The 14,017-nt window shown below is 71.5% G+C and carries 14 protein-coding genes; 7 read left to right on the forward strand and 7 right to left on the reverse strand.

Annotated elements, in window-relative coordinates:
- Window positions 1-131: 131 nt before the first annotated feature.
- From ACWDEN_RS13480 to ACWDEN_RS13495, 4 genes are all read left to right on the forward strand, one after another.
- Window positions 132-869, forward strand: a complete 738-nt coding sequence (locus tag ACWDEN_RS13480; protein ID WP_351610016.1) for a lysophospholipid acyltransferase family protein — start codon at window positions 132-134, stop codon at window positions 867-869.
- A gap of 24 nt (window positions 870-893) precedes the next feature.
- Window positions 894-2,099 (forward strand): MacS family sensor histidine kinase, encoded by a 1,206-nt coding sequence (macS, locus tag ACWDEN_RS13485; RefSeq protein ID WP_351609965.1) that lies wholly within the window; start codon window positions 894-896, stop codon window positions 2,097-2,099.
- Window positions 2,096-2,773 (forward strand): response regulator transcription factor, encoded by a 678-nt coding sequence (locus ACWDEN_RS13490; RefSeq protein ID WP_351609962.1) that lies wholly within the window; start codon window positions 2,096-2,098, stop codon window positions 2,771-2,773. Before macS ends, ACWDEN_RS13490 begins: the two co-directional genes overlap by 4 nt.
- Before the next feature lie 139 nt (window positions 2,774-2,912).
- Complete coding sequence (locus ACWDEN_RS13495) at window positions 2,913-3,941, forward strand: 6-phosphofructokinase (RefSeq protein WP_450858950.1); 1,029 nt, start codon at window positions 2,913-2,915, stop codon at window positions 3,939-3,941.
- Window positions 3,942-3,957: 16 nt separating this feature from the next.
- On the opposite strand, the gene ACWDEN_RS13500 is transcribed toward ACWDEN_RS13495, so the two are convergent.
- A complete protein-coding gene (locus ACWDEN_RS13500) occupies window positions 3,958-5,814 on the reverse strand; it encodes an anthranilate synthase family protein (protein ID WP_351609956.1) in 1,857 nt (618 codons plus the stop codon).
- 93 nt (window positions 5,815-5,907) lie between these two features.
- Complete coding sequence (locus ACWDEN_RS13505; protein WP_115913573.1) at window positions 5,908-5,964, reverse strand: trp operon leader peptide; 57 nt, start codon at window positions 5,962-5,964, stop codon at window positions 5,908-5,910.
- Window positions 5,965-6,071: 107 nt separating this feature from the next.
- Here ACWDEN_RS13505 and ACWDEN_RS13510 point away from each other — a divergent pair, with 107 nt between their 5' ends.
- Complete coding sequence (locus ACWDEN_RS13510) at window positions 6,072-7,424, forward strand: class II 3-deoxy-7-phosphoheptulonate synthase (protein WP_351609953.1); 1,353 nt, start codon at window positions 6,072-6,074, stop codon at window positions 7,422-7,424.
- A gap of 164 nt (window positions 7,425-7,588) precedes the next feature.
- Window positions 7,589-7,858, forward strand: coding sequence for a (2Fe-2S)-binding protein (locus tag ACWDEN_RS13515; RefSeq protein ID WP_450858953.1), 270 nt, complete (start codon window positions 7,589-7,591; stop codon window positions 7,856-7,858).
- Here ACWDEN_RS13515 and bfr read toward each other — a convergent pair.
- A complete protein-coding gene (bfr, locus tag ACWDEN_RS13520) occupies window positions 7,855-8,334 on the reverse strand; it encodes a bacterioferritin (protein ID WP_351609948.1) in 480 nt (159 codons plus the stop codon). The genes ACWDEN_RS13515 and bfr overlap by 4 nt on opposite strands.
- Before the next feature lie 185 nt (window positions 8,335-8,519).
- Between bfr and ACWDEN_RS13525 the strand changes: the two genes are divergently transcribed.
- The gene (locus ACWDEN_RS13525) at window positions 8,520-9,152 is read left to right on the forward strand and encodes a sulfite oxidase-like oxidoreductase (protein WP_351609945.1); all 633 of its coding nucleotides are present in this window, start codon (window positions 8,520-8,522) and stop codon (window positions 9,150-9,152) included.
- 15 nt (window positions 9,153-9,167) lie between these two features.
- Here the strand turns inward: ACWDEN_RS13525 and ACWDEN_RS13530 are convergent, their stop codons facing one another.
- From ACWDEN_RS13530 to thiS, 4 genes are all read right to left on the reverse strand, one after another.
- Window positions 9,168-10,067: a deoxyribonuclease IV gene (locus ACWDEN_RS13530; protein ID WP_351609942.1), complete on the reverse strand. Its 900-nt coding sequence runs from the start codon at window positions 10,065-10,067 to the stop codon at window positions 9,168-9,170.
- A 237-nt stretch (window positions 10,068-10,304) separates the two neighbouring features.
- Entirely contained in the window at window positions 10,305-12,221 is a 1,917-nt protein-coding gene (pknB, locus tag ACWDEN_RS13535; RefSeq protein ID WP_450858956.1) for a Stk1 family PASTA domain-containing Ser/Thr kinase, read from the reverse strand.
- Between the two features lie 793 nt (window positions 12,222-13,014).
- Window positions 13,015-13,809: a thiazole synthase gene (locus ACWDEN_RS13540; protein ID WP_351609937.1), complete on the reverse strand. Its 795-nt coding sequence runs from the start codon at window positions 13,807-13,809 to the stop codon at window positions 13,015-13,017.
- Between the two features lie 2 nt (window positions 13,810-13,811).
- Window positions 13,812-14,012, reverse strand: a complete 201-nt coding sequence (gene thiS, locus ACWDEN_RS13545; RefSeq protein ID WP_351610013.1) for a sulfur carrier protein ThiS — start codon at window positions 14,010-14,012, stop codon at window positions 13,812-13,814.
- Window positions 14,013-14,017: the final 5 nt, after the last annotated feature.

Consider the following 14,017-nt stretch of genomic DNA (forward strand, 5'->3'; position numbering starts at 1 on the left):
GGCGGCGTGAGGGAAACGTGCGGATGTGCTTCACCGTACGCGACCGCACTGACACCGACCAGGGTCGTCGGGGCCTTTGGCGGTCCTGAAGGGTTAAGGTCTGTTCGACGGAAACGGGAGGCAAGCGGGTGTTGTACGGCACGATGAAGGTCGCCATCGGGGGGCCGCTGAAGGTCGCCTTCAGACCTTGGGTGGAGGGCCTGGAGAACATACCGACTTCAGGTCCCGCCATCCTGGCGAGTAATCACCTGTCCTTCTCGGACTCGTTCTTCCTGCCCGCGGTCCTGGACCGCAAGGTCACCTTCATCGCGAAGGCCGAGTACTTCACCACCCCCGGGGTCAAGGGCCGGCTGACCGCGGCCTTCTTCAAGGGCGTCGGACAGCTCCCGGTGGACCGCTCCGGGGCGCGCGGCGCCGGCGAGGCCGCGATCAAGAGCGGCATAGAGGTGCTGGAGCGCGGCGAGCTGTTCGGCATCTACCCCGAGGGCACCCGCTCGCCGGACGGTCGGCTCTACCGGGGCAAGCCCGGCGGCCTCGCGCGCGTGGCGCTCGCCACCGGCGCTCCGGTCATCCCGGTGGCGATGATCGACACCGAGAAGATCCAGCCGCCCGGCAAGGTGGTGCCGAAGCTGATGCGGCCCGGCATCCGCATCGGCAAGCCGCTGGACTTCAGCCGCTACCACGGCATGGAGCACGACCGTTTCGTGCTGCGCGCCCTGACCGACGAGGTCATGTACGAGATCATGAAGCTGTCCGGCCAGGAGTACGTCGACATGTACGCGACGGCGGCCAAGCGGCAGATCGCGGAGGCGGCGAAGGCGGCCAAGGAGGCCGAGAAGAAGGAAGCCGACAAGAAGGCGGAGGCCTGAGGGAGGGGCCGGGGACGGGGGGACATGGCCAGGCGCGAGCGCGTGATGAGGATGTCGGTCGAGCTGCCGCTGTGGCGCGCGCTCGCCGGCTACCGCGTCCTGACCATGCTGTACGCGATCGGTCTGGGAGCCACCAGGCACGGCCTCTACACGCGCCCCTGGGTCGCCGTCGGCTACTTCGCCGTCCTGTTCGTCTGGACCCTCGCCACCCTGCCGAGGGTGCGCAACGCGGCGAGCTGCACCAAGCGCTTCCTGGCCGTCGACCTGACCGTCGCCCTCACCGGCGTCCTGGTCACCCCGCTCGCCGACAGCCATCAGCGGATCGCGGGCGGCCCCACGCTGCCGTCGATATGGACCGGCGGTGCGGTGCTGGCCTTCGCGATCAAGGGCGGCTGGCGCTGGGCCGCCGCGGCCTCCACGCCGGTCGCGCTGGCCAACCTGGTCGAACGCGGCCATCCCGCCCGGGACACCGTGCACAGCCTGATCCTCGTCTGGGTGGCCTCGATCGCCGTCGGCTACGTCGTGGAGGTCGCCCGCGCCTCCGAGCGCACCCTCGCCCGCGCCCTGGAGATCGAGGCCGCGACCCGGGAACGGGAGCGGCTGGCCCGGGACATCCATGACAGCGTGCTCCAGGTGCTGGCGATGGTGCAGCGGCGCGGCGCGGTCATCGGCGGCGAGGCGGCGGAGCTGGGGCGGCTCGCCGGGGAGCAGGAGGTGGCGCTGCGCACGCTGGTCTCCGGGGGTCTGCTGCCGGTCTCCCGGGTGTCGGAGGACGCCTCCGCGGGAGCCGTCGTACGCGTGGTGGAGGAGCCCGACGACGACGGACCGGTCGACCTGCGCATCCTGCTGGCGCCCTACGCGGGGGCCCGGGTCAGCCTGGCCGAGCCCGGCGCGCCGGTCGAGCTGCCCCGGCCGGCCGCGCGGGAGCTGGCCGCCGCGGTGGGCGCCGCCCTGGACAACGTGCGCGAGCACGCGGGCGAGCGGGCCCGGGCCTGGATCCTGGTCGAGGACGAGCCGGACGAGGTCCTCGTGACCGTCCGGGACGACGGCCCCGGCATCCCCGAGGGCCGGCTCGCCCAGGCCCAGGGGGAGGGGCGGCTCGGTGTGGCCCAGTCGATCCGGGGACGGCTGCGCGACCTGGGCGGCAGCGCCGAACTGGTCTCCGTCCCCGGGCAGGGCACGGAAGTGGAACTGAAGGTACCGAAGAACGCGAAGGCGGGGCGTCGATGAGCGAGCAGCAGGACCCGATCAAGGTCATGGTGGTGGACGACCACCCCATGTGGCGCGACGCGGTCGCCCGGGACCTGACCGAGTCCGGCTTCCACGTGGTCGCCACCGCCGGCGACGGCGAGCAGGCGGTCCGCCGCGCCAAGGCCGCCGTCCCCCACGTCCTCGTGCTGGACCTCAACCTGCCCGCCAAGCCCGGCGTCCAGGTGTGCAAGGAACTCGTCGCCCACAACCCGGCGTTGCGCGTCCTCGTCCTCTCGGCGAGCGGTGAGCACGCGGACGTGCTGGAGGCGGTGAAGTCCGGCGCGACCGGCTATCTGCTGAAGTCGGCCTCCACCGAGGAGTTGCTGGACGCGGTGCGCCGTACCGCCGTCGGCGACCCGGTGTTCACGCCCGGCCTCGCCGGACTGGTCCTCGGCGAGTACCGGCGCCTGGCCGCCGAGCCCGCCCCGGCCCCGGAGGCCGACGAGCCCGGCGCGCCCCGGCTGACGGACCGGGAGACGGAGGTGCTGCGGCTGGTCGCCAAGGGCCTGAGCTACAAGCAGATCGCCGAACGCCTCGTCATCTCCCACCGCACGGTCCAGAACCATGTGCAGAACACCCTCGGCAAGCTGCAGTTGCACAACAGGGTCGAGCTGGTGCGGTACGCCATAGAGCGCGGACTGGACGACGAGTAGGGCCCGTCGACGAGCCGGGCCCGCTGCGGAGCCGTACACGCCGTACACGCCGGAATCACCCGTCCCGCCTCTCCCGATGTGACGCGAATCACCATTAGCGTGACTCTCTGTCAGGGAACCGCGGTGAAGGGACTTTTCCATGCGGGTGGGAGTACTGACCGGAGGCGGCGACTGCCCCGGGCTCAACGCCGTCATCCGGGGCATCGTCCGCAAGGGCGTGCAGGAGTACGGCTATGACTTCGTCGGCTTCCGGGACGGCTGGCGAGGTCCCCTCGAGGGCGACACCGTCCGTCTCGACATCCCCGCGGTGCGCGGCATCCTGCCCCGCGGCGGCACCATTCTCGGCTCCTCGCGCACCAACCCCCTCAAGGCGGAGAACGGCGTCCGCCGGATCAAGGACAACCTCGCCAAACTGGACGTACAGGCCCTCATCGCGATCGGCGGCGAGGACACCCTGGGCGTCGCCGCACGGCTGTCCGACGAGTACGGGGTGCCGTGCGTCGGGGTGCCCAAGACGATCGACAACGATCTGTCGGCCACCGACTACACCTTCGGCTTCGACACCGCCGTCAACATCGCCACCGAGGCCATCGACCGGCTGCACACCACCGCCGAGTCCCATATGCGGGTCCTGGTCGTGGAGGTGATGGGCCGGCACGCGGGCTGGATCGCCCTGCACTCCGGCCTGGCCGGCGGCGCCAACGTCATCCTCATCCCCGAGCAGCGATTCGACGTCGAGCAGGTCTGCGCCTGGGTGACCTCCCGCTTCCGGGCGTCGTACGCGCCCATCGTGGTCGTCGCCGAGGGCGCCATGCCGAAGGACGGCGACATGGTGCTCAAGGACGGCTCGCTGGACTCCTTCGGGCATGTCCGGCTCTCCGGGGTCGGCGAGTGGCTGGCCAAGGAGATCGAGAGCCGCACCGGCAAGGAGGCCCGGACCACGGTCCTCGGCCATGTCCAGCGCGGCGGCACGCCCAGTGCCTTCGACCGCTGGCTCGCCACCCGCTTCGGCCTGCACGCCATCGACTGCGTCCACGACGGCGACTTCGGCACGATGGTCGCCCTGCGCGCCACCGACATCGTCCGGGTCCCGATCTCGGAGGCCACCGCCAAGCTGAAGACGGTGAACCCGAAGCTGTACGAAGAGGTCGGGGTGTTCTTCGGCTGACGGTGGCCCCGGACGGCTACACGGTCGTGCGGCGCAGCTGACCCATCAGCTCCCGTACGACCGTGGCCCCGTTCAGGCTCAGCACCGATTCCGGGTGGAACTGCACCCCGGCGAAGCCCGGACCTCGTACGGCATGCACCTCCCCGTTCTCCGCCCGGCTCACCTCCACCCCGTGTGCGGCCAGCTCCCGTGCCGCCTCCTCGTCGCAGTGGGCCACGAAGCTGTTGTAGAAGCCGACGGTCTCCGCCCGCCCGAACAGGTCGATCGTGGTCTGCGCGCCCTGGTACGGCACCTTCTTCCGCACGATCGCAAGGCCCAGTTCCGCCGCGATCAGCTCGTGCCCCAGGCATACTCCGAGCACGCCGTGCCGGTGCTCCCGGATCACCCGGGCGGCCAGCTTTCGCAGGAACCGCATCTTCGGGTCGGCGAGGTCGGAGGGGTCACCGGGCCCGGGCCCGAGGACGACCGGCCCCTCATGGGCGAGCACCGCCTCCCGCAGCTCCGGCTCGTCGTACCGCCGGACGGTGACGTCCAGCCCGTTCGACCGCAGCACGTGCGCGAGCATCGCCGTGAAGGTGTCCTCGGCGTCCACCACCAGGGCGTGCCCCTCCACAGCCGCGGAACGCTCCTGCATCCGCAGCCAGAACGGCGCGAGCGCGGCCCGCCGCCCGTCCAGCGCCGCCCGCACCCGCGGGTCGTCGGCCAGCCGGGGCCGGTCCTGCTCCTCACGCGGCCGGGACGGCCGTACCCCGAGGGCCGCCAGCACGCCCGCCGCCTTCGCGTGCGTCTCCGCGACCTCGCCCGCCGGGTCCGAGCCGCGCACCAGCGTCGCCCCGACCGGGACCCGTAGCCGCCCCTGGGCGGAGATGTCGGCGGTGCGGATCAGGATGGGGGAGTCCAGGGTCTGCGCGCCCCCGGAATCCCGGCCGAGCAGCGCCAGCGCGCCCGCGTAGTAGCCGCGCCCACCGGCCTCGTGCCGCTCGATCACCCGGCACGCGTTCTGCACCGGCGACCCGGTCACCGTCGCCGCGAACATGGTCTCCCGCAGCACGTCCCGCACATCCAGGGAGGACTTCCCGCGCAGCTCGTACTCGGTGTGCGCGAGGTGCGCCATCTCCTTCAGCCGCGGCCCGACGACCACCCCGCCCATGTCGCCGACGGTGCACATCATCTTCAGTTCCTCGTCGACCACCATCGACAGCTCCTCGATCTCCTTGCCGTCGGCGAGGAAGGACAGGAGATGCTCCGGGGTCGGGCCCTCGGCGGGATAGCGGTAGGTCCCGCTGATCGGGTTCATGACGACCGTGCCGCCGGACATCCGGACGTGCACCTCGGGGCTGGCGCCGACCAGCGTGCGGTCCCCGGTGTGCACGACGAACGTCCAGTACGCGCCCCGCTCGCCCTCCAGCAGCCGCCGGAACAGGGCGAGCGCGTCGGCGCGGCCGAACCCCGGGATCTCGCCCTCGTACGTGCGCCGGATCACGAAGTTCGCGCCCTCGCCCCGGCCGATCTCCTCCGCGAGCACCCGCCCGACGATCTCGCCGTACTCCGCGTCGCCGACGTCGAAGCCGCCGCCCTCGACGCGCACCTCGCGCGCCGGGAGCTGCGCCAGCGCCACGTCGAGCGGGAGCTCGTACGACTCCTCGGGGGTGAGGACCAGCAGCGGGGTGCCGTCGTCGCGGACGTCGAAGCCGCGCTCGCGGATCTGCCGGAACGGGACCAGTGCCAGCCCCTCGTCGGGCAGGTCGGCGAGCCGGTCGCGGCGGATCACCGGGCCGAGCAGGATCTCCACCGTGTGCTCGTCGCGGCCCGGGGTGCGGCGGCGGAGCAGGGCGAAGGGGCGGTCGTCGTGCAGGAGCTGTGCCAGGTCCATGGGTCCTCTTCCGTCGATGTCGGTGAGGAACGACCCCGGACACGCCGAAGGCCGCCCCTCGGGCGGCCTTCGCGAAGTCTTGCGTACGCGCAGTCAGTGGGCCGCCGGATGAGCGGTCCACCACCAGTTCTGGATCGAAAGCGCGAACATGGCGCAAACCCTACCGCAGCCGTCCCCCGGTCCACAGGACAACCCTCGCGTCTCACTCTTCGAGCCAGAAGATGGGGCATGCGATGCAACCCCGTAATGTTTACGAGGTGACCGTGAACGCTAAGACCAGCCCGAGCGCTGGCAACACCTGGCGAAACCTGCCCGCGGCGCAGCAGCCCGAGTACCCCGACCCCGAGGCTCTGCGCGCAGTGATCGCGGACCTCGAGTCGTATCCGCCGCTCGTCTTCGCGGGCGAGTGCGACCAGCTGCGCGCCCGGATGGCGGCCGTCGCCAAGGGAGAGGCGTTCCTCCTCCAGGGCGGCGACTGCGCCGAGGCCTTCGACGCGGTGTCCGCCGACCACATCCGCAACAAGCTGAAGACGCTGCTCCAGATGGGTGCCGTCCTCACCTACGCGGCCGCCGTGCCCGTGGTGAAGGTCGGCCGCATCGCCGGGCAGTACTCCAAGCCCCGCTCCAAGCCGACCGAGACCCGCGACGGCGTGACGCTCCCGGTGTACCGGGGCGACTCCGTCAACGGCTTCGAGTTCACCGAGGCGTCCCGCATCCCGGACCCCGAGCGGCTGAAGCGCATGTACCACGCCTCGGCGTCCACGCTGAACCTGGTGCGCGCCTTCACCACCGGTGGTTACGCGGACCTGCGCCAGGTGCACGCCTGGAACCAGGACTTCGTGAAGACCTCGCCGTCGGGCCAGCGCTACGAGCAGCTCGCGCGCGAGATCGACAACGCGCTGAACTTCATGCGGGCCTGCGGCACGGACCCGGAGGAGTTCAAGACCGTCGAGCTGTACTCCTCGCACGAGGCGCTGCTGCTGGACTACGAGTCCGCCCTGACCCGGGTCGACTCGCGCACCGGCAAGCTGTACGACGTCTCCGCGCACATGGTGTGGATCGGTGAGCGCACCCGGCAGCTGGACCACGCGCACATCGAGTTCGCCTCGCAGATCCGCAACCCGATCGGCATCAAGCTCGGCCCGACGACGACGGCCGAGGAGGCGCTGCAGTACATCGACCGCCTCGACCCCGAGCGGGAGCCGGGCCGGCTGACCTTCGTCGTCCGGATGGGCGCCGACAAGATCCGCGACAAGCTTCCCGAGCTGGTGGAGAAGGTCACGGCGTCCGGCGCGACGGTGGCCTGGGTGACCGACCCGATGCACGGCAACACCTTCGAGGCGGCCTCCGGGCACAAGACCCGCCGCTTCGACGACGTGCTCGACGAGGTCAAGGGCTTCTTCGAGGTCCACAAGGCGCTCGGCACCCACCCGGGCGGCATCCACGTGGAGCTGACCGGCGACGACGTCACCGAGTGCGTGGGCGGCGGCGACGAGATCTTCGTCGACGACCTGCACCAGCGCTACGAGACGGCCTGCGACCCGCGGCTGAACCGCAGCCAGTCGCTGGACCTGGCGTTCCTGGTCGCGGAGATGTACCGGGACCAGTAGGACCGTGGAGCCGTAGGGCCTGTGGGCGATCTGGGGCGCGGATCACAACCGATCCGCGCCCTTCCCTACTTTTGCGGGCCCGGTGCGGCGGGTAAGGTTAGGTTTGCCTCACCGATCAAGGGGATGGCAGTCAAGAGAGCGATCCCGTCGGGAGGTGAATCCGCGTGTACGTCTGCAGCTGCTTCGGCATCACCGAGGCCCAGGTCAAGCAGCACGCGGAGGACGGTGCCTGCACCCCCCGCCAGATAGCCTCCGCCTGCAAGGCGGGCACGGACTGCGGCTCCTGTGTCCGTCGGATCCAGGCCCTCCTCGGCCGGGGCGCCTGCCCGCGGCGTGAGCTGGCCGACCAGGGCAGGCCGGTCCTCTCCGCGCTCCCGGAAGCCGATCTTCCGGAAGCCGATCTCCCGGAGACCGGGCTCCCGGAAGCCGCCTAGCTCTCCGGCTGCTCGATGACCTGTGCGATGTAGAGCGCCTCGCCCAGCTTCTCCACCAGCTCCAGCTGGGTGTCGAGGTAGTCGATGTGGTGCTCCTCGTCGGCGAGGATGTCCTCGAAGATGTTGGCGGACGTGATGTCGCCCTTCTCGCGCATCACCTTGATCCCCCGGCGCAGCCGGTCGATCGCCTCGACCTCGATCTGCCGGTCGGCCTCGAACATCTCCTTCACGGTCTGCCCGACGCGCACATGGAACAGCCGCTGGTAGTTCGGCAGCCCCTCCAGGAACAGGATCCGGTCGGTGAGCACCTCCGCGTGCTTCATCTCGTCGAACGACTCGTGCCGTGTGTACTTGGCGAGCTTGTACCACCCGAAGTTCTCCTGCATCTTCGCGTGCAGGAAGTACTGGTTGATCGCCGTCAGCTCGCCGGTGAGCTGCTCGTTGAGGAACTCGATGACCTCGGGGTCGCCCTGCATCGCAGAGGCTCCTTCCGCACGGGAAACACGGGGGTGTGCGGCCGCATGATTGCACCGGTGACGAAGATCGTCCAGTAAGTGCGCACTTAGTAAGTAAGTGCTTGCTTGATGTGAATTGTCCGGTCCGTGGATGCGTGGTCGACTCATGGTCAAGGGCACTGCCCGAGGTCTGTCAGGATGGATACATGGGTCATCCGGTGGAGCGAGAGTCTGGAGCAACGGCAGGGTCCGAGCTTCCGCCGGGTCAGCGTCTCCAGCGCGGCTGGCCGGTCACGCACTACGGCCCCGTCCCGAAGTTCCGCCCCGAGCGCTGGGAGTTCCGGGTCTTCGGCGCCACCGCCGACGGTGACAAGCACCTCTGGAACCACGAGGAGTTCACGGCCCTGCCGTACACCACCGTGGTGGCCGATCTGCACTGTGTGACCAAGTTCAGCATGGTCGGCGCGGAGTGGGGCGGCATCCCCGCCCGCACCATCCTCGACCTGGCCCCGCCGGCGCCGGACGTCACCCATGTGATGGTCTGGGCCGAGTACGGCTTCAGCTCCAACCTCCGTCTGTCGGACTTCGCCTCCGACCGCACGATCTTCGCGACCCACAAGGACGGCGAACTCCTCACCGCCGAGCACGGCTTCCCGGTCCGCCTGATCGTGCCCCACCTGTACGCCTGGAAGGGCCCGAAGTGGGTCCGCGGCGTCGAGTACATGACCGCCGACCGCCGCGGCTTCTGGGAGGAACGCGGCTACCACAACATCGGCGATCCGTGGAAGGAACAGCGGTACTCCTACCAGGAGGAGCCGGGGCAGGGGCCGGAGCTGTGAACCGGCCGGGTGCCGTCAGCCGTCCCTGAGCTTCTTCAGCCGCTCGACGTCCGCCGCGTGCCCCGCCTTGCCCCCGGGCGTCTCGATGATCAACGGTACGCCCTCGGTCGCGGGGTGGGTCATCAGGGCCCGGAACGGGTCCTCGCCGATGTGGCCGGCGCCGATGTTCTCGTGCCGGTCCTTGTGGGCGCCGACCACGTCCTTGGAGTCGTTGGCGTGGATCAGCTTCAGGCGGCCCTCGCCGACGGTGTCCACGAGCAGGTCCAGGGTCTGGTGCATGCCGCTCGGGCCGGTCAGGTCGTGGCCGGCCGCGAAGATGTGGCAGGTGTCGAGGCAGACCCCGAGCTTCGGGTGCGCGTCCAGCGCCTCGAAGTACGGACCGAAGTCCCAGGTGCGGGAACACAGGGAGGCACCCTGCCCGGCCGTCGACTCCAGCAGCAGAAACGGGTCGTCGTCGTGCGTCAGCTCGTCCAGCAGCGGCAGCAGGTGCGCACGCACCTGCTTCAGCGCCACCTCACGGGCCCGCCCGCCGGTCGCGCTCCCGGTGTGCACGACCACACCCAGCGCACCGATCTCCCGCCCCCGCCGCAGGGAGTGCCGCAGCGACTCCACCGACCGCTCCACGGTCGCCTCGGTGTGCGAGCCGAAGTTGATCAGGTAAGGGGCATGGACGTACGCCGGGATCGACTCCTCCGCGCAGGCGGCGCGAAAGGCCTCGTCCTGCCGGGGATTCCCGGCCGGCGTGGCCCAGCCCCGCGGATTGGCCACGAAGACCTGCACGGTCTCCGCCCGCAGCTCACGGGCGTACGACAGCCCCACGGAGTGCAGGCCGCCGGCCACGGGGACATGGCCGCCGACGGGGTTGCGCGCGGGGGCGGCCGGGAGCGAGAGCGAAGACGAAGATGGTGAGGTCATGGCTCACCCAGCATGCCAGGACGTGCGGGGACGCCCCCGGTCAGGGTACGACCGCGGGACGCGGGGGTGACATGAGTGATCCCCATGGCCCGGCAGGCCCGGTCCCGGCCCCCGCCGCCCTTGCCGGCCCAGCGGCCCGTGCCCCGGGCGCGCCGTTCGGCCGGAGCGGCGCCGAGCGAAGCCCTCCGGGCCCGGCCATGAGGCGGTCCGTCCACGCCGTGTGTGCCCTGGTCACCGTCACCGGATGGTGATCGTGATGGTCGACCCCTTGGGCGCCTTGTCGCCGCCCTGCACCGACTGCTTCTTCACGGTGTCGCCGAACAGCCCGAGCAGGCCGCGGTCCTCCTCCACCTTGAACCCGGCGCCCTCCAGCGCCTTGTGGGCGTCGTCGACGCTGTCGCCGACCACGTCCGGCACGTCGACCATCTCCGGGCCCTTGGACAGCGTCAGCGTCACCGTGTCGCCCGCGGCGGCCTGGCTGCCGTTGCCCGGGGTCTGCTGGGCCACCTTGCCCTTGTCGTACTCGGAGTTGACCTGCTGGGCCGCGATCTTCACCTTCAGGCCGGCGTCCGTGAGCTGCTGCCTGGCGTCGGACAGATCGTCACCGGTGACGTCCGGCACGTCGACGGGGCGGCCCTTGCTGACGGTCAGCGCGATCGCCGACCCGGCGTGCCGCTTGGTGCCGGCCTGCGGCGTGGTGGCGATCACCGAACCCTGGGCGACGTCCTCGCTGAACTGCTGGGTGACCATGCCCGGTTCCAGTCCGTCCGCCTTCAGCCGGGCCCGCGCCTCGGCCAGGGGGCGGCCCGTGACATCCGGCACGTTCACCGTCTCCGGGCCCAGCGACACGGTCAGCGTCACCGAGTCGTGGTCGCGGATCCGGGCGCCGGGCGCGGGGTCGGTGCCGATGACCGTGCCCCGCTGGACGGTGTCGTTGTACTCGCGCTTGACCTGCCCGACCTCGAGACCGGCCGACTCCAGCCGGTCCCGGGCCTGTGCCTCGGTCTTCGACAGCAGCGGCGGAACCTTCGTGAACTGGCCCGAGTTGATGTACCAGACCCCGGCGCCCACGCCGAACACCACCAGCACGGCGGCGACGATCGTCAGCACCAGCCGCCTCGACCGCCGGGGCGGCACAGGCGGCGCCTGCAGCCGGGTGGTGTGCCGGGCGGCACCCCCGGCCGGCTCCTCCTCGTTGACGGGCAGCGGCCGCGGCACCGTCAGCGAGCGCGGTATCACGCTCGTACGGTCGCCGGCGTTGTCGTGCTCCGCGGCGACCGCCTGCGGCGGCACCGCGTCCAGCTGCTCGTCGCTCAGCCCCTGGCGTGCCTCGCGCGCCCGGGCGAGCAGTGCCACGGCGTCGTACGGCCGGAGGTCCGGGGTGCGCGCGGTCGCCGAGGCGACCAGCTCGTCCAGCTCGTACGGCAGCCCCGGCACCAGCGCCGAGGGCGGCGGCACGTCCTCGTGGATGTGCTTGTAGAGGACCTGGGCGGGGGAGTCCCCGGAGTGCGGCTTGCCGCCGGTCAGCATCTCGTAGAGGACGACACCGCACGCGTAGACGTCGACACGCGGATCGGCGGTGCCCTGCTCTATCTGCTCGGGCGCGAGATACGACACGGTCCCGAGCACGGTGCCGGTCGTGCTGGTCTGGGTGTCCATGGACCGCACGAGCCCGAAGTCGGCGACCTTGACCCGCCCGTCGTCGCCTATCAGCACGTTCTCGGGCTTCATGTCCCGGTGCACGAACCCGGCCCGGTGCGCGGCGCCGAGCGCGGCGAGGACGGGTTCGAGGATGTCGAGGGCCGCGCGGGGCTGCAGCGCCCCACGCTCGCGCAGCACGTCCCGCAGGGTGCATCCGGCGACGTACTCCATCGCCAGGTACACGTACGACCCGTCGGTCCCCTGGTCGAAGACCTGCACCACGTTCGGGTGCGCCAGCCGGGCGACGGACTTCGCCTCCCGGATGAACCGCTCCACGAAGGATCCGTCGGCCGCGAGTGTCGGGTGCATCACCTTCAGCGCGAGCACACGGTCCAGACGGGTGTCCAGGGCCCGGTAGACCGTGGCCATCCCGCCGACCGCGATCCGCGCGTCGACGCGATAACGGCCGTCGAGCACCTGCCCGACGAGGGGGTCCTGAAGGGTCGTATCCACGCAGGGGAGTCTACGAGGACGCACCGACACTTCCCCCGCCGAGACCGCTTTCCCCCAGCCACTGAAGCCGACCTGTGACGCGACACACGAACCCGGCCCAACCTCTACGAGCCACCCACCCCGCGCCGACCGCCGCCGGCGCCGCCCACCGTCCGGGAGGTCGGCCGGTGCCGCCCGCCGTCCGGGAGGTCGGCTGGTGGCGCCCATCGTCCGGGAGGTCGGCTGGTGGCGCCCATCGTCCGGGAGGTCGGCCGGTGCCGCCCGCCGTCCGGGAGTTCGGCCGGCGCCGCCCGCCGTCCGGGAGTTCGGCCGGCGCCGCCCGCCGTCCGGGAGGTCGGCTGGTGGCGCCCATCGTCCGGGAGTTCGGCCGGCGCCGCCCGCCGTCCGGGAGTTCGGCCGGCGCCGCTCGCCGCCGTGCCCCGGCTCGGCTGGTGCCGCCTGGCGTTCGGGCTGCGGGCTGGTGCCGCCCACTGCCCAGGCTGCTCGCTGCCGCCCCCCAATCACCTGTGCAGTTCGCGGCCCCTAGGGCCCGTGCCGCCTGCCCGCGCCCCTGCGACTCGCGGCCGCCGACGGCTCAGGCGATCCGCGGCCGCCGCTGCAGCGCCTGCGGCCCGTGCCGTCCGCCCGCGCCCACACGGCCCGCGGCCGCCGACGGGCAGGCGTTCCACTGCCGCCCGCCCCCGCGACCCGCGGCCGCCGGCGGTGACGGTGCCCCACGGGAAGGTCCAGCCCTCCGGTGGGCGGTCACGGGTGGTGCGCGGGTGGGCGGGCGGTGGGTGGCTGCGGTACCGGGTCAGAACGCAGGACGCTCGGGATCCAGCACGGCCAGGCCCTCCGCAGGAGACGACGCCTCGGCGAAGTGCCTGCGCGGAATCCGCCCGGCCAACCGAGCCAGCCGGCCCCCCTCCACGGCATGCCGCATCGCCGCCGCCATGAGTTCCGGCTCCTGTGCCCGGGTCACCGCAGAGGCGAGCATCACCCCCGCACACCCGAGCTCCATGGCCAGCGCGACGTCGGACGCCGTACCGGCCCCCGCGTCCAGAATCACCGGCACACGCGCGTGCTCGACGATCAGCTGGAAGTTGTGGGGGTTGCGGATCCCGAGCCCGGACCCGATCGGCGACCCCAGCGGCATGACGGCCGCACAGCCCACGTCCTCCAGCTTCCGCGCCAGCACGGGATCGTCATTGGTGTACGGCAGCACCGTGAACCCGTCGTCGACCAGCGTCTCCGCCGCCTCCAGCAGCTCCACCGGGTCCGGCAGCAGCGTCCGCTCGTCGGCGATGACCTCCAGCTTGATCAGATCCGTGCCCAGCGCCTCCCGCGCCAGCCGCGCGGTCAGTACGGCCTCGCCCGCCGTGAAACAGCCCGCCGTGTTCGGCAGCACCCGGATGCCCAGCCTCTCCAGCACCGACAGCACCGAACCGTGCACGGAGGGGTCCACCCGCCGCATCGCGACCGTCGTCAGCTCCGTACCGGAGGCGACCAGCGCCCGCTCCAGCACCTCCAGGCTGGGCGCACCGCCCGTACCCATGATCAGCCGTGACGAGAAGGCCGTACCCCCGAGGACCAAGGGATCGTCGGCCATGGTCAGCCTCCCTGAACCGCGGTGAGGACTTCGACCCGGTCGCCCGCGGCCAGCGCCGTGGTCGCCCACTGCGCGCGCGGGACGACGGTCTCGTTGACGGCGGCGGCCACCCCGGAGGGCGACGGGGCCAGCGACCGTACGACGGCGTCGAGAGCGGTACCCGGAACGATCTCCCGGCGCTCTCCGTTGACGGAGATGGACACAGTGA

The organism is Streptomyces sp. NPDC001153 (genome assembly GCF_053598315.1).

Coding starts and splice junctions, on each gene's coding strand:
- macS (WP_351609965.1), top strand. CDS start 894: ATGGCCAGGCGCGAGCGCGTGATGAGGATGTCGGTCGAGCTGCCGCTG.
- ACWDEN_RS13490 (WP_351609962.1), top strand. CDS start 2,096: ATGAGCGAGCAGCAGGACCCGATCAAGGTCATGGTGGTGGACGACCAC.
- ACWDEN_RS13495 (WP_450858950.1), top strand. CDS start 2,913: ATGCGGGTGGGAGTACTGACCGGAGGCGGCGACTGCCCCGGGCTCAAC.
- ACWDEN_RS13500 (WP_351609956.1), bottom strand. CDS start 5,814: ATGGACCTGGCACAGCTCCTGCACGACGACCGCCCCTTCGCCCTGCTC.
- bfr (WP_351609948.1), bottom strand. CDS start 8,334: ATGCAGGGCGACCCCGAGGTCATCGAGTTCCTCAACGAGCAGCTCACC.
- ACWDEN_RS13525 (WP_351609945.1), top strand. CDS start 8,520: ATGGGTCATCCGGTGGAGCGAGAGTCTGGAGCAACGGCAGGGTCCGAG.
- ACWDEN_RS13530 (WP_351609942.1), bottom strand. CDS start 10,067: ATGACCTCACCATCTTCGTCTTCGCTCTCGCTCCCGGCCGCCCCCGCG.
- ACWDEN_RS13540 (WP_351609937.1), bottom strand. CDS start 13,809: ATGGCCGACGATCCCTTGGTCCTCGGGGGTACGGCCTTCTCGTCACGG.